The sequence below is a fragment of the Methylobacter sp. sgz302048 genome (genome assembly GCF_052162025.1).
Classification (GTDB): Bacteria; Pseudomonadota; Gammaproteobacteria; order Methylococcales; family Methylomonadaceae; genus Methylobacter.
In genome coordinates, this window is sequence record NZ_CP197401.1 from 823419 (window position 1) to 843362 (window position 19944).

The 19944-nt window shown below is 57.2% G+C and carries 13 protein-coding genes; 4 read left to right on the top strand and 9 right to left on the bottom strand.

Translation table 11 applies throughout. The features are described from left to right. Position 1 precedes the first annotated feature (1 nt). From ACTNE6_RS04075 to ACTNE6_RS04095, 5 genes are all read right to left on the bottom strand, one after another. Positions 2-703 carry an FMN-binding protein gene (locus ACTNE6_RS04075; RefSeq protein WP_442498693.1) on the bottom strand — a complete coding sequence of 234 codons (702 nt, stop codon included), beginning with the start codon at positions 701-703 and terminating at the stop codon, positions 2-4. 2 nt (positions 704-705) lie between these two features. After that, positions 706-1755, bottom strand: coding sequence for an RnfABCDGE type electron transport complex subunit D (locus ACTNE6_RS04080; protein WP_442498694.1), 1050 nt, complete (start codon positions 1753-1755; stop codon positions 706-708). Beyond that, positions 1748-3109: an electron transport complex subunit RsxC gene (rsxC, locus tag ACTNE6_RS04085; RefSeq protein WP_442498695.1), complete on the bottom strand. Its 1362-nt coding sequence runs from the start codon at positions 3107-3109 to the stop codon at positions 1748-1750. The genes ACTNE6_RS04080 and rsxC overlap by 8 nt, the downstream gene beginning before the upstream one ends. A 198-nt stretch (positions 3110-3307) precedes the next feature. Continuing rightward, positions 3308-8314, bottom strand: coding sequence for a 2-oxoacid:acceptor oxidoreductase family protein (locus ACTNE6_RS04090; RefSeq protein WP_442498696.1), 5007 nt, complete (start codon positions 8312-8314; stop codon positions 3308-3310). An 85-nt stretch (positions 8315-8399) separates the two neighbouring features. Further along, positions 8400-9293 (bottom strand): (Fe-S)-binding protein, encoded by an 894-nt coding sequence (locus ACTNE6_RS04095; protein WP_228779176.1) that lies wholly within the window; start codon positions 9291-9293, stop codon positions 8400-8402. Between the two features lie 244 nt (positions 9294-9537). Between ACTNE6_RS04095 and ACTNE6_RS04100 the strand changes: the two genes are divergently transcribed. The 4 genes from ACTNE6_RS04100 (at position 9538) to ACTNE6_RS04115 (ending at position 14328) form a co-directional block, all read left to right on the top strand. Continuing rightward, positions 9538-9774: an OadG family protein gene (locus ACTNE6_RS04100; RefSeq protein ID WP_194970939.1), complete on the top strand. Its 237-nt coding sequence runs from the start codon at positions 9538-9540 to the stop codon at positions 9772-9774. Positions 9775-9910: 136 nt separating this feature from the next. Next, complete coding sequence (gene oadA, locus ACTNE6_RS04105) at positions 9911-11710, top strand: sodium-extruding oxaloacetate decarboxylase subunit alpha (RefSeq protein ID WP_442498697.1); 1800 nt, start codon at positions 9911-9913, stop codon at positions 11708-11710. 60 nt (positions 11711-11770) lie between these two features. Beyond that, positions 11771-12898: a sodium ion-translocating decarboxylase subunit beta gene (locus ACTNE6_RS04110; protein WP_442498698.1), complete on the top strand. Its 1128-nt coding sequence runs from the start codon at positions 11771-11773 to the stop codon at positions 12896-12898. 209 nt (positions 12899-13107) lie between these two features. Beyond that, positions 13108-14328: an aminotransferase gene (locus ACTNE6_RS04115; RefSeq protein WP_442498699.1), complete on the top strand. Its 1221-nt coding sequence runs from the start codon at positions 13108-13110 to the stop codon at positions 14326-14328. A gap of 82 nt (positions 14329-14410) precedes the next feature. Here ACTNE6_RS04115 and ACTNE6_RS04120 read toward each other — a convergent pair whose 3' ends face one another. The 4 genes from ACTNE6_RS04120 to ACTNE6_RS04135 all read right to left on the bottom strand — a co-directional run bounded on the left by ACTNE6_RS04120 (position 14411) and on the right by ACTNE6_RS04135 (position 19728). Further along, positions 14411-16084: a formate--tetrahydrofolate ligase gene (locus ACTNE6_RS04120; protein WP_442498700.1), complete on the bottom strand. Its 1674-nt coding sequence runs from the start codon at positions 16082-16084 to the stop codon at positions 14411-14413. Between the two features lie 98 nt (positions 16085-16182). Next, on the bottom strand, positions 16183-17439 hold the full coding sequence (glyA, locus tag ACTNE6_RS04125; RefSeq protein WP_194970263.1) for a serine hydroxymethyltransferase: 1257 nt from the start codon (positions 17437-17439) through the stop codon (positions 16183-16185). A 29-nt stretch (positions 17440-17468) separates the two neighbouring features. Further along, positions 17469-18851, bottom strand: a complete 1383-nt coding sequence (locus ACTNE6_RS04130; protein WP_442498701.1) for a glycerate kinase type-2 family protein — start codon at positions 18849-18851, stop codon at positions 17469-17471. 19 nt (positions 18852-18870) lie between these two features. Further along, positions 18871-19728 (bottom strand): NADP-dependent methylenetetrahydromethanopterin/methylenetetrahydrofolate dehydrogenase, encoded by an 858-nt coding sequence (locus tag ACTNE6_RS04135; RefSeq protein WP_442498702.1) that lies wholly within the window; start codon positions 19726-19728, stop codon positions 18871-18873. Between the last annotated feature and the right edge of the window lie 216 nt (positions 19729-19944).

The window sequence follows — 19944 nt, forward strand, 5'->3', positions numbered from 1 at the left end:
TCTAGGGTTGGGTTGAGCGCTGGGCGTTTTCCAGCAGGTTTAAATTCTGGGCAATAGCAGGATGGAAGAACTGCCCGCTTTTATCGAGCATGCGCCCGACGGCGTTGGAGGTAATCGTGGCGCCAGCAATCGCGTCGATTTCCCAGGGATTCTTCTTGGTGCCGTGCCGTACCGTTTTAATAGCATGGGCCAGGGCCGATTGCTCTTCGTTCACTTTGGCGTCCAGGCATTCGAAATTTTTCAGGAAACTTTCGTCGGTGGCGATCTTGTCGCCAAAGCCCGGCGTTTCCGTGCTTTTCAAGACGACGAAGTCCTTGATGCAACTGCTGTACGGATCATAAGCATAGAGGATCTTTACCGTATCCTGATAACCTTGCGCCGCTGCCGTCAAGGAGATGCCGACCAGTTTATGCTCGTTGTCGTAGCCGGCGTAAATCAGATCGCCCTCATTGGGCGTATCGTCCGGAACCAGCGTGAGCTGGTCATCCTCCAGGCGAAAAGTCAGGCGCGAGCTGGCGCTGGCCGGCAACACATTGTACAAGGCTGCTTCCAGCGCCACACGTTGATTGTCGGCGATCATGGGTTTTGTATATTCATAAACCATTGCCACCAGCAGGCCTGATATCAAAGCGACGGCACCCAGTTTCTGGATCAGTGACAGGCTGGAAGGCAGTTGCGGAATTTGCGGATCGGGATTGCTCATGCTTAGTCCTTATCTCTGCGGGCGCCGAAAATACGCGGCTGAGTGAAAGATTCAATAATAGGCGTTGCGGCATTGCCGAACAAAATGGCATACATGACCGCTTCGGTCAAGGCGCCGAACAGGCGGATGATGACCGTCATGAAACCGACCAAAAAACCGATAATGAAAATGCCCAGCGGCGTGACCGGCGATGACACCATGTCGGTGGTCATAAAAACGGCCGCAAACATCAGGCCTCCCGAGAATATCATGAAGCTGGCGCTTGGATATTGAGACGGATTCATCAGATGAAAAAATCCAGCCGTTATGAATGTGCCGAAAATGACGGCAGCGGTAATGCGCCAGTCGAGCATTTTCTTGTACACCAGATAAGCGCCGCAAAGCAGAATCAGCAAGGACGAAGGCTCGCCGGCCGAGCCTGCGACCGTGCCCAGAAACAAGTCCTTCGCATCGGTCATGACGCCTTGAAATTTCATCAGCGCCAGCGGTGTCGCGCCGGTGAAGCCGTCAATGGCTGTGTTCAGCGTCCATTCGGCCGTAGGGTCGGCGGTCATGAACGGGAAGGCCAGCGTGGACGGAATGAATTCGCTGAAACGGTTCAGGGCAAAAGCCGGCGTCCAGGTCGTAATCGCGACCGGAAACGCGGCCTGAACGAACGCCCGCCCGACCAGGGCCGGATTGAAGACATTAAACCCAAGGCCTCCGAACAGGGCTTTGCCGAGCGCTATGGAGACGAAACCGCCGACTGCGCCCATCCATAACGGAAAGCCCGGAGGCAATGTTAAAGCCAGCAGCAAGCCTGTGATGACAGCGCTGAAGTCACCAATGGTCGAGCGCTTCTCGGCCATGCGGCAGAAAAAGTGCTCGGTCCCGACAGCGGCCGCGGTCGTCACGATCATGGACGCCAAGGCGCTGATGCCGAACTGGTAAACCGAATAGGCGCAGATCGGCAGCAAGGCATAAACCACATGACGCATGATTTCAGGGACGGTAGGCGCGCGCCGGATGTAAGGCGACGTGCGGATGTCAATTTTGGGTGATTTTTCAGCCATTGTTCAGGTGCCTTTCTCGATTCAGTACTTTGGCGATTCTAAAGTACTGCACTAAGGGAATATTGGACGGGCAGACATAACTGCAGCAGCCGCATTCGAAGCAATCATTGAGATGGTATTGCTCCTCCATGACATCATGGCGCCGTTTGGCCGCCAGTTGGCCCAGTTCGCACGGATTCAGATTGATCGGGCAGGCCTGCAGGCATTTGCCGCATTTGATGCACGGCAGAATGTCGTCATTTTTGGTAGCGCGCTCGTCGAGTACCAGGACTGTGCCGGTGCCTTTGGTAACGGGCGTATCGAGTGATGCGGCGGCCGTGCCCATCATTGGGCCGCCGAGGATCAGTTCCGCCTGATGGCCGGTAAAGTTCGCGTATTGCAGAATATAACGCAGCGGCGTGCCGATCGGTACGATGTAATTGCCGGGCTTTTCCAGGTCATCGCCGGTAATGGTGATGACGCGCTCGATAAGCCCCTGGCCGTGCGGCAGCAGGCGGCCGAGCTCGGCCAGTGTCGCGACGTTGAATACGGCAAGGCCGATGTCGGCCGGCAGGCCGCGGGACGGCACCTCGACGCCGAGCAGCGAATAGATCAGCATTTTCTCGGCGCCCTGCGGATATTTCGTCTCGACGGCCTCGATCGTGATGCTGCCATCCTGGGGCAGATGCGGCTTGATGGCGGCCAGAACGTCCGGCTTGTTGTCTTCGACGCCGATTATGGCTTTGCCGGCGTCCACGCATTTCATCGCGATGCGGATGCCCAGGATCAAGTTTTTGACGTTTTCGAGCATGACGCGATGATCGGTCGTCATAAACGGCTCGCACTCGCAGCCGTTGACGATCACGGTATGCACTTTCTTGCCTTCCGGCACGGTCATCTTGAAATGCGTCGGAAAGCTGGCCCCGCCCAGGCCCACCATGCCGGTATCCTTGACGGCCTGAATCAGCTCTTCGCGGCTCATGGACTCAATGTCGCGCTCTTCGCTCCGAATCGGAATTTGCGACGAGCTGGGCTGCGTGTCGATGATGATGCAGTCTTTTTTGGCGCCGGACGGCGTCGGCATGAGCTCGATGCCTTTCACAGTGCCCGTGACCGGCGCATGCAGCGGCACGGACAGCGGTCCGTCAGCAACAGCAATCACCTCGCCGCGCTCCACCTGCTGGCCTTTGTGCACGACGCCGATAGAGGGTTTGCCGATGCTTTGCGACAAAGGCACGATGACCTGCGGCGCGAAAGGCAGCCGGCGGGTCGGCTTGGCACTGGTCTGTTCTTTATATTCGGCAGGGTGTATGCCTTTGGGGAAGGTTTTTCTGCTAGAGACGGTTTTTCTGCCGAACAGCTTTAGTAAACTCATAGTCCTAACTAGTATAAAAATCACAACGGGGCTAAGGAATTTGCCCGTTCATAAACTACGAAGAGCCCGAAGGATAAGTCTTGCACAATATGGCTGCTGTGCAGGCTTTCCTTCGGGCTCCAGGCAACTGCATCTGCAGTCATTCGTAAGATTTACTGTTTAATCCATCTTAGGTTTAAGCCTTAAAGATAGAGCATCTTATTGAAACTTCTCCGCACGTTTGATGAGCTTCTCAAGATTGGGCTCATCCGGATTCCAGGGCGTGCCGGGATGAATGATCACGGCCGTGCATTTTTCAGCGGCCTTCACGATCTGCTCGTAAGTGCCGGCTGTCGGATTGACGACAATGGCTTTTTTCTCGGTATTATACTGGAAGATGGCCGGCGCAATGTCGACACATTCATCACAGGTTGTGCAGTTGGGCGTTTCAATCCAGACCGATTCATGCCCGCCCGCAGTGGCTTTAGGAGCCGGCGCAGCTGTTGTCGCAGCAGACGCCGCTGGGGCAGGTGCGGGAGCGGCCTCTGCAGGAGTTGCCACTACTGGCGCTGGCGCGGCCGTTATAGCTGACGGAGTCAACAGGCTGGCTAAAGCGCTGGCGTCACCACCGCCCACCATGTTCACCAGGTTGGCGGCAATGCTGGAAGCCATTTCCGCTTTGGCCTGATCGGCGACCGCTTTCAAGTCTATGGTCGGCCGGTTGGCGCCGACGATGCCTTTCAGGATATGCCAGAAGTCGCGCCGCTCAATCGTCGACAGGACGATTTCAGGATCGACGACCACGCGCACCAGCGTATTGGTGTCCGGATGCACGGCATAAATGAATGGAATATATTCGGCCTTATCCTCTCTCGGCAGATCGATAAACTCGATCAGCGGCATCATGTCATCGTTCCACTGGGACGGCGGCACGAACTTGAAGTGCCTGCGGAAGCGGCCTTCCGTCAAGGCCCAGTCAGCGAACGTCATGGGTACGTCCAGGGTTTCTTCAAGACCGTATTCATCGACGAACTTCAGCGTGTAAGTCGTCCAGTCCTTGTCAATGTCCGGATTGCCCTGGATGGACGTGCATTCCTCCCAGGTATTGCCCAGGCGAGGATCGAAAGTCAGCAGCGGATAAGCGCGCGATTCAACGGCCAGGCGGCTTTGCATTTCCGAGGCATCATCGGCCACGCCATGTTCAGGCTGGCAGACGGCATAGATGTTGAATACGGCGGGGCCGCGGAAATTCAAGCCATCGATGTAACCTTCCAGTAGGTGGTTGACATGCGAGATGGCGCCCTGCATGACGTAGGAAGTCCGGTGCGCCATCGCGAGCAGGCTCATTTCCTTGCGCAGCTCGAACTTGCCTTTCGTTTCCTGGCCGTAAGGCGCCATGTCCGATATCTGGCCGATAAAGCCGGACGTGCAGGCCTGGCCGCCGGTATTGGAATAAACCTGTGTATCCAGGATCAGCACCTTGATCGGCAGGCCCGAAATCAGGCAGCGCGACAGATTCTGGAAGCCGATGTCGTACATGGCGCCGTCGCCGCCGACGCAGACCACGGGCGGGCACATCAGGTATTCCTGCTCGGAGAACTGGCGCCAGTCGAAATACTTGAAGAATCTGTCGTGTTCGTCCTTGTCGTATTTGCCGGCCAGTTCCAGTTCCGCCATGCGGATGGCCTTGAAGCCTTCCGTCATCTTGAGCATGTGGCCTTCAAAGACGCCCATCGCCAGGGACGGCGCATCCTGGAATAGGTGGTTGGCCCATGGGAACGGGTAGGGGTTGAACGGAAAGGTCGAGCCCCAGACCGACGTACAGCCCGTGCTGTTGGTGATGCCCATTTCCACGCGGCCGTTGCCGGTAGGTCCTTCCAGATACAGCCATTTCAGGTGTTTCAGTTTGGCGGAAATCTGCGACGCCCATTTCAGCCAAGCCGCATCGATAGGCCTGGACGGCTTGCCGGCATCCAGCGCACTGCTGAGTTTGGCCAGGGTCAGGTCAACGTTTTTGTTCGCCTCGATCGCGGCCTCGATGGCTTCGATGTCATTGATGTCGAGCGATTCCGCCAGCTTCAGGCGGATATGCTTCTCCATGCCGACAATCAGCGCGTCGATCCTGGCGAGCTGTTTCTTGACGCGTGGCTGCATCAGTGCCGTTACGGCGCCTGTGAACAGGTGGATGATGGTTTTCTCGCCGCAACCTAAGCACGCGCTGTCGCCGCAGTTCATCGAACTGTAGATTTTCTTGTCCAGCAGCATGCTGGTCAGCGCGCCGACTTTTTCATCGAGATCGTCGATACGGTTGTATTTCGGATTCGAGGTCGGCAGGTCCATCCAGTAATCCCAGTCTTCGCGCAAGGTCTTGACGCTGTCGACGGTTTGCGGCGTGACTTCCAGCGCGTTATCGTCACAGACTTTGACGCATTCCATGCAGCCCTTGCAGGCCATGGGGTTGATGGTGATCGAAAACAGGCCGCCGTTATTGGGCGTGCGTTTGTTGACCGCGTCGTGGTAAGGCTTGGTCAGCGCGAATTTGAACGGTCCCATGGCGTCCTTGAACCACTGGAACTCCATCGAGACTTCCTCGCGCTCGGCTTCCGGGTATTCGGCGATCGTATCGCCTATGGCTTTGTTGAAGACCGGGCCTAAGGTCGTGCCTTCCGAGCGCGTGGCGGCCAGGGCGTGGTATTTTTTCTCGACGGTGCGGATCGCGCGGCGCAGGTGCTTGACCGTCTTGCCGGTTTTCTCGATGCGCCTGATGTTGGTCTCGAAGACCTCGTTGACCGTATTGACCAGTCCCGGGATGGCGCTGTCAGGGCAAACCGTGTAGCAGTCGCCGCAAGCGGTGCAGTTCTCGGGAATCCAGGTCGGATGCTCGAAACGGATCTGCGTCATGTCGCGGTAAATGCCCGTCGCCGCCGGCACGATGCTGAGCGCCATGAACGGGTCGGCCAGGTTTTCGCTGCCGCGGCCGTTGATATAGTTGCTGCCGGTCTGCTCGAAGAAGCGATGGATATCGGAGAGCGCATCATCGTTGGCGGGCTTGCGCAACAATGTTAATGGCGCCGTGGCTTCTTTCTTCTCGGCCCAGGGCGCGACATCGCCTACGACCATGGCGCTGACATCGATGTCATGGGTTTCAAGGAAACCGCGCTTCACGGTCCGGAAGTTGTCCTCGACGACCTGCTTGCCCTTGCCGCCGAATTTGGCGTTGAGGGTGTCGTAAATCGCCTGCAGAATCTCGTCCTTGCTCTTGTTCAGGTTGGCCGCCAGCGGTGCCGCCTCGAAGAAAGCGCCCTGGAAGGCGATGCCCTGCATGCGGAATTGCAGGTCGGGGTCCTTGGCTTCCTCGCGCGCGATCTTGAAGGCGTCGATGTAGGCGACCTTGATTTTCTTGTCGGCGATATAGCGTTGCGAGGCTTTCGGGAACGAACGCCAGACCTCTTCGGGCGAAGACAGGCTGCTCTGGATGATAAAGACGCCGTTTTCCTTCAGGCCGGCCAGCGGGTTCGAGTGCGTGAAGACGTTCGGATCGGGCGACATGACCACATCCACGAACGCATACTCGCAGGCCAGACGGATTTTTTCCGGCGCGGCCGACAGGTAGTACGTGGTCGGCTGGCCTTTTTTCTCGGAGCCGTATTTGGGGTTGGCCTTGATCTCGTAGTCGAGAAGATCGAATAAGGTCATGGCCAGGTTTTTGCCGGTCGTGATCGCGCCCCAGCCGCCGACTGAATGCATACGCACGGTAATCGCGCCTTCGGGCATCAGGTTCGGGTTTTCGGAGCCGGTCAGCGCCAGATCGCGGATATGCGGATAGGCGTCGATAACGGCCTGCTGCTGAATCTCCTGTTTGGGCGAGTAAGCCTGATCACGGACGAACTGGATGCCCAGGTAAAAGAATTTCTGGTGTTTGCCGTCCGGCAGCATGTTTTCAACGGCCGCGATAATGCCTTCCGGCTGTAAATCGCGGCTGCCCAGGCCGAAAGAGGCCGAATACAGCGGCGATGAATCGGTGTCTTTCTTATAAGTGGCGTAACCGGGGAAAGGCAGTTCGCTGGAGTTGCCGTTTTCCACGGCCTTGGCCATGACCGTGCGGATTTCGCGGATTAACGGTAAATCTTCGGCCATGGGCTGGTCGGTTCTTTCCATGACCGTAACGCCTTTGCGGCCTCTGACCACGTGCGAGATCAGGTCGCCGGGGAATGGGCGGAACATCGTCATGTTGACGACGCCGACCTTGATGCCGCGTTTTTCGCGCAGATAATCGGCCGTGGCTTCGGCAGTATGGATCACGCTGCCTTGCGCGACGATCAGGTAATCAGCATCATCACAGCGGTATTCGCCGATGCGGCGATAGCGGCGGCCGGTCAATTCGTACCATTCATCCATGCACTCGTCGGCGAACACGCCGACGTGATCGAAGAAGTAGGGGCGCTGGCCGGCGACGGCCTGCATGTAGCTGTCCTGGTTCTGTACTACGCCGGACATCATCGGTTTGTCGACCGTCCAGAGTTCGGGAATGCGGCGGCGGGTCGGGCCATAAATGATGCGCTGTGCCGGCGTCGGCGTGTTGATGATGTCGTCGGGGCGGCCCAGGTATTCTTCGATCAGCTCTCTTTCCGGTACATTCAAGGCTTCGATCAGATGCGTCGTCAAAAAGCCGTCCTGAGCTACGACAATGGGGTTCAGCGACAGCTCGGCGATTTTTCGTCCGATGATGTTCAGGTCGGCCGCTTCCTGATTGTCCTTGGCGAAGACCTGAATGAAGCCGGTGTCATCGATGCAATGGTAATCGTCATGGCCGCAGTGCACGTTCAGCGACGATTTCGTGATCGCGCGGCAAGCCATGTTCAGGACATAAGGCAGCCTCTTGCCTACGGCTGCATACAGGGACTCATGCATGTAGGCCGCGCCCTGAGCCGATGTAAAATTGGTGGCCCTGAGTCCGGTCATGGACATGCCGGCCGTAACGCCGGCCGCGGCATGCTCGCCCTCAGGCTCGACAAAAATCAATGGTCTGTCGGAAATATTCAGATGGCCATTGGCCATTTCCACGGCCCAGCCTTCACCCATGTCGGTCGAAGGCGTAATAGGATAAGCGCCGGCAGCATCGCTGGATTCGCGCTCGACCATGATGACGGCCTGGCTGCCGTCCATGGCCATGCGTATGCCAGGATATTTAAACGTTTTGTTTTCTTTTTTGCCGAAAAAAGCCATTCAAGGTTCCTCTAGTAAAAACGTACAAAAGCCGGCTTGTCCGGTTCAAGCGTTTTGTAGAATTAAATAATGTGAAAAAATTCGGTTAGCCCAAAGGCAGTGATTCCGTGCGTAGAACCTTTTTCTTCGATTCTTTGCCGTGGCTGGAACGGGTCGTGCCCAATTTACTGTCTATCCAAACGATAGCGCCAGTCGGGCAGCGTTCTATCGGCGTTCGGTCTACCGTGAAATCTGCGTACTTGGCATAATCGATAACGGCCAGATTGTTTTTGATTTCGATTAAGCCTTTAGGCGCATCGACGGCGCATTTGCCGCAGGCCGTACAGGCGACTTCGCATTCGTGCTGCGCTTCATCGCCTTCATCGAGGCTTTTGCAGGCAACGAACAATTGATGGCTGACCGGTTGCAGGGAGAATAAATCTTTGGGACAGACGACGACGCAATCATTGCAGGCCGTGCATTTATCTTCAATGACGATAGGCAGCCCATGCTCGTCCATATATATAGCGTCGAAATCGCAGACATCGGCGCAATCGCCCAGGCCCAGGCAGCCCCAGTTGCAACCTTTGCCGCCGCCGGCAATCACCGATGCGGCCTGGCAGGATTTCAATCCCTGATATTCGGCGCGTTTGTAAGCGACATGGGTTCCGCCGGCGCAAGCCAGGCGCGCGACGACTTTTTCCTGACTGCCTACGTCAACGCCCATGTAGTCGGCAATCAACTGATTGGCTTCAGGCGTGTTGACGGTGCAGCCGGAAGGGCTTCGAACGCCGGCGACAACCGCTTCGGCGAAAGGACGACAGCCGGGAACGCCGCAAGCACCACATTGAGCTTGCGGGAGCATCTCATCTACGGCGTCAATTCGGGGATCTTCATAGACAAATAATTTTTTACTTGCGATAGCCAGAATTGCTGCCAGAACCACACCAAGCGCGATCATAAACAGGGCAGCAGTTCCAATACTAGCTAGTGATAACATTAATTACCGAACTCTTAAAATACAAATGCAGACCTTCAGCAGTTTTCATAGCAATAAAACTGCCAGCTTAGAGACCGCTACTTTACACGAAAATTCACTATTTAGGAAAAGTATGATTGATGATTATTATAAGTTAATGCTGATGCTAATCCAAAAAAATCATCAATTTAGTTATCTGAGTTTGTTTAGAGTATGAGTTTTATGGATAATGGGCGGATAATTTTAAACAGCAAGGTTTAACACTATGACAGAACTGATGATGAGCGGGATAGAGTTAATGATGGTCGGTATGGGCCTCGTTTTCCTGTTTCTGGCCATGCTTGTGCTGGCCATGAATCTGATGTCGGCACTGGTGCAGCGCTATTTTCCGGATGCGCCGCCGGCTGCCAGTCCAGTCCGGCCAGCGGCTGGCGCCGGTACTGAGGCTAGCGTGATCGCCGCGATTAGTGCGGCTGTGCATCAGTACCGATCCCGGCATTAATGATTTCGGTGTCCGGCATACCGCCGGATGATATGTGCGTAGGCCTGCGCCGTGGGGGACAGGCTGCGCGCTCCACATTCCCATCAACTAAAACCGACCCCAAAGGTCCGCGAATTGAACCCCAAAAGGTTAAAGCATGGCACAAAACAACAACCCTAAGCCGTTAGGCATCACCGAAGTCGTCCTGCGCGACGCCCACCAATCGCTGCTGGCCACGCGCCTGCGCATCGACGACATGCTGCCGATCTGCGCCAAGCTCGACCAGATCGGCTACTGGTCGCTGGAGACCTGGGGCGGCGCCACGTTCGATGCCTGCATCCGCTACCTGGGCGAAGACCCCTGGCAGCGCCTGCGCCAGTTGAAGGCGGCCATGCCCCATACCCGCCAGCAGATGCTGCTGCGCGGCCAGAACCTGCTCGGCTACCGCCATTACGCCGACGACGTCGTCGACACCTTCGTCGAGCGCTGCGCCATCAACGGCATCGACGTGTTCCGCATCTTCGACGCCATGAACGACATGCGCAACATTCAAAGAGCGGTCCAGGCCGTGCTGCAGACCGACGCCCACGCCCAAGGCACGATCTCCTACACGACCAGTCCCGTGCATACCTTAGACATGTGGGTCGACCTGGGCAAGCAGATCGAGGACCTGGGCGCGCACTCGATCTGCATCAAGGACATGGCCGGCCTGCTCAAGCCTTATGATGCCTACGAGCTGGTCAGCCGCCTGAAGCAAAGCGTCGCCATCCCGATCCACATGCAGTGCCATGCCACAACGGGCCTGAGCACCGGCGCCATCCTGAAAGCGGCCGAGGCCGGCATCGACAACGTCGACACGGCCATCTCCTCCATGAGCATGACCTATGGCCACACCGCGACCGAAACCATTGTCGCCAGCCTGCAGGGCACGGACCGCGATACGGGCCTGGACCTGGCCCAACTGGAAGAGATCGCGGCCTATTTCCGCGCCGTGCGCAAGAAATACGCCCAGTTCGAAGGCAGCCTGAAAGGCGTCGACGGGCGCATCCTGGTGTCGCAGGTGCCCGGCGGCATGCTCACGAACATGGAAAGCCAGCTCAAGGAACAGGGCGCCGAGGACCAGTTCGATGCGGTCCTGGCCGAGATCCCGCGCGTGCGCGAGGACCTGGGCTTCATCCCGCTGGTCACGCCGACGTCGCAGATCGTCGGCACCCAGGCCGTGCTGAACGTCATCGCCGGCGAGCGCTACAAGACCATCACCAAGGAAACGGCCGGCGTCCTGAAAGGCGAATACGGCGCCACCCCGGCCCCGGTCAACGCCGAGCTGCAGGCGCGCGTGCTGGACGGTGCCGAGCCGATCAGCTGTAGGCCGGCCGACCTGTTGGAACCGGAAATGGCCAAGCTGATCGCCGACGTGCAGGACAAGGCCCGGGCCGAAGGCGTTCAGCTCAGCGAACAGGTCGAGGAAGACGCGCTGATCAACGGCCTGTTCGCGCAGGTCGGCTGGAAATTCCTGGCCCACCGCGGCAAGCCTGACGCCTTCGAGCCGGCGCCGGGCAGCGCCCCGGCCGCAGCCCCCATCCCGACGCCGGCCCCGAAAGCGGCTGGCGCGGCCGCCGTGGAGACTTACAGCGTCAACGTCGACGGCCGCCATTTCAACGTCTCGGTCGGTCCCGGCGGCGCGCCGCTGAGCATTCAGCCGGCGGCGCTCACGGCCGCAGTCAGCGCCCCGGCCGTGGCCGGCAACGGCGTCTCGGTCGAGGCGCCGATGGCCGGCACGATCCTGAAAGTGCTGGTGCAGGCCGGCAGCGCCGTGGCCGAAGGCGACGTGGTCGTGATCATGGAGGCCATGAAGATGGAGACCGAAGTGCGCTCGCGGGCCAGCGGCATCGTCAGCGCCGTGCATACCAAGGAAGGGGCGGCCGTCACGGTCGGCGATGTGCTGATCAGCCTATAACAAGAATAACGGCCCCGCCTCGGGCTGGGCTTCCCTGCTTATTCAGACGAGACCTCACCCATGGAAAACCTGCTTTCACTCTGGCAGAGCACCGGCCTGTACAACCTGACCGGCGGCCAGGCGCTGATGATGCTGGTCGGCTTTCTGCTGCTGTTTCTGGCCATCAAGAAAGGCTTCGAGCCGTTGCTGCTGCTGCCGATCGGCTTCGGCGCCATTCTCAGCAACATCCCGATGGCCGGCATCAACGACGAGGGCGGCCTGCTCTATTACCTGTATTTCGGCATCAAGAGCGGGCTGTTCCCGCTGTTGATCTTCATGGGCGTCGGCGCCATGACCGACTTCGGGCCGCTGCTGGCCAACCCGAAGACCCTGCTGCTCGGGGCCGCGGCCCAATTCGGCATCTTCGCGTCCTTATTGGGCGCCTTGGCGCTGAATATCGTGCCGGGCCTTGAATTCAGCCTGAAGGATGCGGCGGCCATCGCCATCATCGGCGGTGCCGACGGCCCGACCGCGATCTATGTGGCCTCGCGCCTGGCGCCGGACCTGCTCGGCGCGATCGCGGTCGCGGCCTATTCGTACATGGCCCTGGTGCCGTTGATCCAGCCACCGATCATGCGCGCGTTGACCACGGAAGCCGAGCGCCGCATCGAGATGCAGCAGATGCGCACGGTCGGGCGCACCGAAAAGATCGTCTTTCCGCTGCTGCTGATCACCTTGACGGCCTTGTTGCTGCCGTCGGCGGCGCCGCTGGTCGGCATGTTCGCGTTCGGCAACCTGATGAACGCCTGCGGCGTCGTCGACCGGCTCAGCCAGACGGCCCAGAACGAGCTGATCAACATCGTGACGATCTTTTTGGGCCTGTCGGTCGGCTCCAAGCTGAGCGCGCAGGCGTTCCTGCAGCTGGAGACCTTAGGGATTCTGGCCCTGGGCGCGGCGGCGTTCGCGATCGGCACGGCCGCCGGCGTGCTGATGGCCAAGCTGATGAACAAGTTCAGCAAGACCTTGATCAACCCGCTGATCGGCGCGGCCGGCGTCTCGGCCGTGCCGATGGCCGCGCGCGTGGCCAACAAGCTGGGCCTGGAGAGCAATCCGCACAACTTCCTGCTCATGCATGCCATGGGCCCGAACGTGGCCGGCGTGATCGGCTCGGCCGTGGCCGCCGGTATTCTGCTGAGTCTGGTGAAATAGCCGGCGAAAATGCCTGTAGTTGAGTCATTTTCGCTTCTAAACAGTCAATTTATGAGTTTATCTAAAACTCAGCCACAATTGGCGGGTCTGATATAAGGCTCAGTTAACTGTTTTTTGCCATGATGCACGGCTCAGGCCGTGCATCATGGTAGACACGGTGGATCGGTTCTGCCTCTATTCTCTCGTTATACAGTAATTAGGAGTTTTAAATGACTATCTTTCCAGCTTTGGAAATTCCCAATACATTAGCCGCCGGCCCTGGTCCCGGCAACACAGACCCTAGAGTGCTCGAACGCTTGTGCAAAACCGGCGTTGCCGACCATATGCAAGCCGATGTCGTGAGGGGGATGATTGAAGCGAAGCAGATGCTCCGCGCAGCATGGGGTACAAAAAACATCCATACCTTTGGTGTTGCCGGTACCGGTTTCAGCGGCCTCGATTGCGCATTTAGCCTGATCCTTCCGGGCGATAAAGTCGTCGCGTTCGTTAACGGTACTTTTAGCGGCATTGACGGGCAGGCGATTCGCATGAAAGCGTCCAGCCTCCAGGATTTGGCGTCCGATCCTTTAAATCCGAAGCCCGCCAATGTGAGGATCGTCGATGTGCCGCATGGACAATCCGTGACCGGTGAAATCGTCGATGCGGAACTGGCCAAGCACAAGCCTATGTGGGCCTTCATGGCTCATTGGGAAACCGGCAGCGGACGTGTCAATGACTTGCAAGGTTTCAATGACGCCTGTGCCAGACATGGCGTCATGGGCATTGTCGATGCCGTGTCCAGTCTGGGCGTCGCCGACTTCAGCATCGATGACTATCCGGCCATCGTGGCCTGGGCGTCTTGCCCGCAAAAAGGCGTATTGAGCCTGCCGTTGACTTATGCCCCGGTTAGTTTCCGCGATGAAGCGATCAATCTTTTAGCTCAGCGCGGCTGTTACACGTATGTGCATCATCCTATTCTGGAAGCGCGCCATTGGGGGATTGTGAATGGTCAGGATGCGGCGCCGGTTTATCACCGTACGCATTCGTCCTATGCCGTGGCGGCGTTTCATGAAGCCTTGCGGATTCTGCTGACGCATACGGTCAAGCAGAAAGCGGCCGATTACGCTTATCATGAGGCGGCATTGAGGCAAGCCGTTCAAGCGATGGGCTGTGAAGTCACTTCCAACATGACCAGCCTGGTCGTGCTGAATTTGCCCGGCAAGCTGGCAGGCAAGGAAAAAGAGCTGGTCGCCAATTGCCGCGCCGAAGGCTTTGCAATCTGGACAACCTTATCGGAGCCTGTGCAAATACGTATCGGCATCCTGAATCAATTGACCGTTGAAGCGATTAGCGAGATTGTCGGCCGCTTCGCCGATGCCATGATCAATATGGGCGCGGATATCGATAAAGAGGCGGTTATGCAGGGACTTAAGGGGTATTACGCCGGTTAAGTCGCTTGTTAAACATAAAAAGCCCCTGCCGGTACAGGCCGGCAGGGGCTTTTTAATGGCGGGCTAGTGTATACGGTAAAACCTAGAACAAGCCGGTAATTTTGCCATCATCGTCAATATCGATCCGCTCCGCCGCCGGCACTTTAGGCAGGCCCGGCATGGTCATCATGTCGCCGGCAATGGCGACGATGAAGCCGGCGCCATTGGCCAGCCTGACATCCCTGATTTCGACCGTATGGCCGCTAGGTGCGCCTTTGGCGTTTGGATTGGTTGAGAATGACATTTGCGTTTTCGCCATGCAGATCGGGAATTTGCCATAGTCGGCTTCCCAGGCCGCCAATTGCCCCTTGACCTTGGCATTGGCCGTAACGCCCGCCGCACCGTACAGCTTGGTGGCGATGGCTTCGATTTTTTCCCACAGGCTCAGGTTTTCGTCATAAACATAGCTGAAGCCCGGTTCGCGGTTATCCACGATGTTGACGACTTCCCGAGCCAGTTCTTCGGCGCCGGCGCTGCCTTGAGCCCAATGTTTGGAAACAACGCATTTGGCGCCCAGGGCTTCGCATTTCGCTTTCAGCAAGGCGATTTCGGCATCGGTATCGAATGTGAAATGATTGATGCAGACTACGCAGGGTAGGCCGTAATGGTTGTTGATATTGCTCAGGTGCCGTTCCAGGTTTTCAAAGCCTTTTTCCAGGGCCGCCAGATTTTCGACATTCAGTTCTTCCCGGGCCACGCCGCCATGGAATTTCAGCGCTCTGACCGTGGCGACCAGCACGACGGCCGACGGCGTCAGGCCGGACATGCGGCATTTGATGTCGATGAATTTCTCGGCCCCCAGGTCGGCACCGAAACCGGCTTCGGTAACCACATAGTCGGCCAGTTTCAGGGCAGTTTTGGTGGCCGTGACCGTGTTGCAGCCATGCGCGATATTGGCGAACGGGCCACCGTGAATAATCGCGATGTTGTTTTCCAGCGTTTGCACGAGGTTCGGCTTGATCGCATCCTTTAACAGGGCGGCCATGGCGCCGTGCGCTTTCAGGTCGCGGGCATAAACCGGTGTCACTTTGTCGGATTTATAACCGATCACGATGCGGCCGAGGCGCTCTTTCAGATCGGCGCGGCTAGTCGCCAGGCACAGAATTGCCATGACTTCGGAAGCGACGACAATATCGAAACCGTCTTCGCGCAGATAGCCATTGGCAGGGCCGCCCATGCCGACGACGATATTGCGCAGGGCGCGGTCGTTCATGTCGACGACGCGTTTCCACTGGATGCGCCGAGGGTCGATGTCCAACTCGTTGCCGTGGTTGATGTGGTTGTCTATCAGGGCTGACAGCAGATTGTGCGCCACGCCGATGGCATGGAAATCGCCGGTAAAATGCAGGTTGATGTCTTCCATCGGCACGACTTGCGAATAACCGCCGCCGGCAGCGCCGCCTTTGACGCCGAAGCACGGGCCTAGGGAGGGTTCGCGCAGGCACATCATGGCTTTTTTGCCGATGCGGTTCAGGGCATCGCCGAGGCCCACCGTGGTGGTGGTTTTGCCTTCGCCGGCCGGCGTCGGGCTGATCGCGGTCACCAGAATCAGCTTGCCGTCTTGCTTGTCGCTGAGGCTGTTGACGTATTCCAGTGACATTTTCGCTTTGTAATGGCCTATAGGATCCAGATGCTCGGCGTCAATGCCGTACTGCTCTTTGACCAGCCCGATGATGGGCTTCATGTTCGCTTTCTGCGCGATTTCGATATCAGACATGGTACCTCCCGATCTGATGTGATTTTTCAATTCAATAAACGTCAAAAGCCTGCTTCATCGGATATGAAGCAGGCCCAGGGCTTGATCTGTTTTACAGCTTATTCGCCGTACACAGGGAAGCGAGCGCACAGTATGCTGACTTTTTCGCGGACTGCGGCGATGACGTTTTCGTCCTCCATGTTTTCCATGACATCGCACATCAGATTGGCGATTTCGATCATTTGCGGCTCTTTAAAGCCGCGCGATGTCGGGGCAGGCGTGCCGACGCGAATGCCGCTGGTGACAAATGGCGATTGAGGGTCGTTGGGCACGGCATTCTTATTAACGGTAATATGCGCCCTGCCCAAGGCGGCGTCGGCGGCTTTGCCGGTGATGCCTTTGGGAATCAGCGAAACCAGCATCAGGTGATTGTCGGTGCCGCCCGAAACGACATCAAAGCCGCGATTCATGAAGACTTCGGCCATGGCTTTGGCATTCTTGATGACTTGCTGCTGGTAAATGCGGAACTCAGGCTGCATGGCTTCCTTGAAAGCCACGGCTTTGGCCGCAATGACGTGCATCAAAGGACCGCCCTGAATGCCCGGGAAGATATTGGAATCGAGCTTTTTTTCCAGTTCCGGGTTGCTCTTGCACATAATGAGGCCGCCGCGAGGGCCGCGCAGGCTTTTATGCGTGGTGCTGGTGACAACGTCGGCATAAGGCATCGGGTTGGGGTACAGACCAGCGGCGATGAGACCCGCCACGTGCGCGATATCGACAAACAGATAAGCGCCGACTTCATCGGCGATTTCCCTGAAAAGCGCCCAGTCCATGACGCGCGAATAGGCAGAGAAGCCGGCCACGATCATTTTGGGGCGGTGTTCTTGCGCCAGACGTCTGACTTCATCGTAATCAACCAGGCCGGTTTTCGGGTCCAGGTGGTATTGTACGGAATTGTAGATCTTGCCGGAAAAGTTGGGTTTGGCACCGTGCGTCAAATGGCCGCCATCGGACAGCGCCAGGCCTAAAATGGTATCGCCGGGCTGAACCAGCGCCATGAACACGGCCATGTTGGCTTGCGAACCGGAGTGGGGTTGTACGTTGGCGTAATCGGCGCCAAACAGTTCCTTGGCGCGGTCAATTGCCAACTGTTCGGCTTTGTCGACAAATTCACAACCGCCGTAATAACGCTTGCCGGGATAGCCTTCTGCATATTTGTTGGTCAATTGAGAGCCTTGGGCTTCCATCACGCGCGGGCTGGTATAGTTTTCGGAGGCAATCAGCTCGATGTGATCTTCCTGACGGCGACGCTCTTCTTCCATCGCCCGGAACAACTCGTCATCAAAACCGGCGATTGTCATGGATTTTTTAAACATTTATGTCTCCCGATATAGAGTTTTTGTATTCAAGATTGTGGATGGATCAGTAATACCTGCAGGTCGGCAACATTGGTCCCGGTTGCGCCCGTGTCAAGCAAGTCTCCGGCGGTCTTTAAGGCGTTATAGGCGTCGTTGTTATCCAGCAGCGCTAGCGGGTCAATGCCGGCGTGCCGCATGCGCTGGATCGTGTCTGGGTCAACCAGGCCGCCGGCTGCATCGGTCGGGCCGTCGCGGCCGTCAGTGCCGCCGCTCAGAAAGGTCCAGTTGCCTGTTAAGCCATGTTTCTCGGCAGCGCAGGCAAAGGCAAGCGCCATTTCCTGATTACGGCCGCCGCGTCCGCTGCCTTTCAGCGTGACTGTCGTTTCGCCGCCTGCCAATAGGGCAACCGGTCTTGCAATGCCGTTAGCGATGAGCTGCTTGACATGAATGACTAACTTTTCAGCTTCGTCTCTGGCTTCGCCGCAGAGATGATCGCTATACAGCTTGGCTTCGTAACCAAGGACTTCGGACGCTTTCATAATCGCGCTGACGCTGATGGCATTGCTGCCGATCAGCGTATAAGCGGTATTCTTGAAGGCTTTGTCGCCCGGCTTTGGCGTTTCGGGTAGGTTGCCTTGCAGTCCCTGTTCCAGATGGCGCCGAACATTGGCGGGCACTTGGCCCCATACGCCTTTGGCTTTGAAAACATCGATGGCGTCAGCGAATGTCGTAGGGTCTGGTACGGTAGGTCCGCTGGCGATGGCGCTTAAATCGTCTCCCAGGACATCGGATAAAATCAGCGCATGCAGATCGGCCGGCACCGCCATTTTGGCCAGACCGCCGCCTTTGATCCGGGACAGATGCTTGCGTACGCAGTTGATCTGGTTGATGTTGGCGCCAGACGCCAGCAGCAGATCCGTCGTGGCGATCTTCTCAGTCAGCGTAATCGATGGCACCGGATAGGGGATCAGCGCCGAACCGCCGCCGCTGACCAGCACCAGCACGAGTTCATCCTTTTGTGCGCTGCGCACCTGCTCGGCAATCAATTGCGCGCCTTTGAGCCCTGCCGCATCAGGCAACGGATGCGCCGCGCCGATGACATCAAAATTATCGATGGCCGTTTCATTTTCATAGTTAGTTACGGCAATGCCTCGACCTGCCAGCAAATGCGCTGGAATAATTTCCTGCGCAGCCCTGGCCATGGTGCAGGCCGCTTTTCCGAAGGCGATCAGGTGGACTTTTGACCATCTGCCTATGCGTTTCTGATTGCCGTCATTTAAATTTAACCGAATTTCGATATGATGATTGTCAGCAGCAAGGCTGCGCTTAACGGCTTTATAAGGATCGGCAGCCTCAATGCCGGCCTGAAAAATGCTGAGTGCATTTTTTCTGATGGTTTCGATTGAGGCTTGATTGGCATAATTGCTCATATCGGGCTCTGCAGGACGGTCAAGCCATTTCCATAGCGAGAGCAAAGATGTTTTCGGCATCAAAAACCTGTCTGTTGTCTTCAAACAGTTTGGCAATGCAGGCGCGGTGTAACGCCAGCTTCAAGGTGCCAAAGCCGATGGCGCCCCAGATGATTTTGCCGTGGCGCTCGATGCCTTTATCCATCATGTCGGTGCCGCCGATACCGACCGGTGGCGTCGCGTTGGCGTCAGCCATCATTTCGATATGGGGGTTGTGTTGCCATTGCTCGACCGTGAGCAGTTCGACACCCGCCTTGCCGGTCGCAAAAACGATATTCGCGTACTCTATGGCTTTGGCCCTGGCCTCGTTATCAGTCGCTTCCACAGGGATTAAGTCAACGCCGAAGCGCGCTTTCATGGCGTTGCAGGCCTGGACGGCGCGCTCCATCGAGCGGGAAGTCAACGAGACTTCGGCGCCTTCCTGCGCCAGCATGACGGCTGCGCGCTGGCCTACCGGGCCTGTGCCGGCCAATACGACGGCTTTTTTACCGGCTATCGTGCCGCTGGTAGCCAGTTTGGCTACGCCTGCGGCCGCGGTCGTGTTGCTGCCGTTGCTGTCCAGCATGATGGAAACCTGGAAGCCGGGGAAGAAATGTTTTTGTATGGCCGTAAAGAGTTCCTGGCCAGCAACCATATCGCTGCCGCCGACGAAAATGGCCGTGTTTTTCTTTTCTTTAGGTGCACGCGTGAAAATAGTGCCTTCTACCAGGGAAGTGATGTTGTCCGGTGTCAGTCCTCCGTACCCGACTACATGATCCGCACCGCCATCATAGCCTACAACAGTATCGAAAACGGAAGGGTGAGCGTCTGTATCGAATTGGAATAGCAGTTTTTTCATTAACTTACCTGAAAGTGGTTGAAAAATTACCTGAAAATACGATTCTTAAATCGCGGCATTATACTCGATAAACCTTTCAGTGCTCCATTTAAGCATTACTTTATGCAGCATTGATGGGCGCCGCTCGTAATTCGGCTTGTTTTGCAGGTTAAGGGCTTATTAGGTTGCGTGGAGCGTGGGCTTTTCGTTATTATTTAAAAAATTGTGCTGTAGTCA

Bases quoted from the DNA above. Each gene is read 5' to 3' on its own strand.
- ACTNE6_RS04075 (WP_442498693.1), bottom strand. From the start codon at position 703: ATGAGCAATCCCGATCCGCAAATTCCGCAACTGCCTTCCAGCCTGTCA.
- ACTNE6_RS04080 (WP_442498694.1), bottom strand. From the start codon at position 1,755: ATGGCTGAAAAATCACCCAAAATTGACATCCGCACGTCGCCTTACATC.
- rsxC (WP_442498695.1), bottom strand. From the start codon at position 3,109: ATGAGTTTACTAAAGCTGTTCGGCAGAAAAACCGTCTCTAGCAGAAAA.
- ACTNE6_RS04090 (WP_442498696.1), bottom strand. From the start codon at position 8,314: ATGGCTTTTTTCGGCAAAAAAGAAAACAAAACGTTTAAATATCCTGGC.
- ACTNE6_RS04095 (WP_228779176.1), bottom strand. From the start codon at position 9,293: ATGTTATCACTAGCTAGTATTGGAACTGCTGCCCTGTTTATGATCGCG.
- ACTNE6_RS04100 (WP_194970939.1), top strand. From the start codon at position 9,538: ATGACAGAACTGATGATGAGCGGGATAGAGTTAATGATGGTCGGTATG.
- oadA (WP_442498697.1), top strand. From the start codon at position 9,911: ATGGCACAAAACAACAACCCTAAGCCGTTAGGCATCACCGAAGTCGTC.
- ACTNE6_RS04110 (WP_442498698.1), top strand. From the start codon at position 11,771: ATGGAAAACCTGCTTTCACTCTGGCAGAGCACCGGCCTGTACAACCTG.
- ACTNE6_RS04115 (WP_442498699.1), top strand. From the start codon at position 13,108: ATGACTATCTTTCCAGCTTTGGAAATTCCCAATACATTAGCCGCCGGC.
- ACTNE6_RS04120 (WP_442498700.1), bottom strand. From the start codon at position 16,084: ATGTCTGATATCGAAATCGCGCAGAAAGCGAACATGAAGCCCATCATC.
- glyA (WP_194970263.1), bottom strand. From the start codon at position 17,439: ATGTTTAAAAAATCCATGACAATCGCCGGTTTTGATGACGAGTTGTTC.
- ACTNE6_RS04130 (WP_442498701.1), bottom strand. From the start codon at position 18,851: ATGAGCAATTATGCCAATCAAGCCTCAATCGAAACCATCAGAAAAAAT.
- ACTNE6_RS04135 (WP_442498702.1), bottom strand. From the start codon at position 19,728: ATGAAAAAACTGCTATTCCAATTCGATACAGACGCTCACCCTTCCGTT.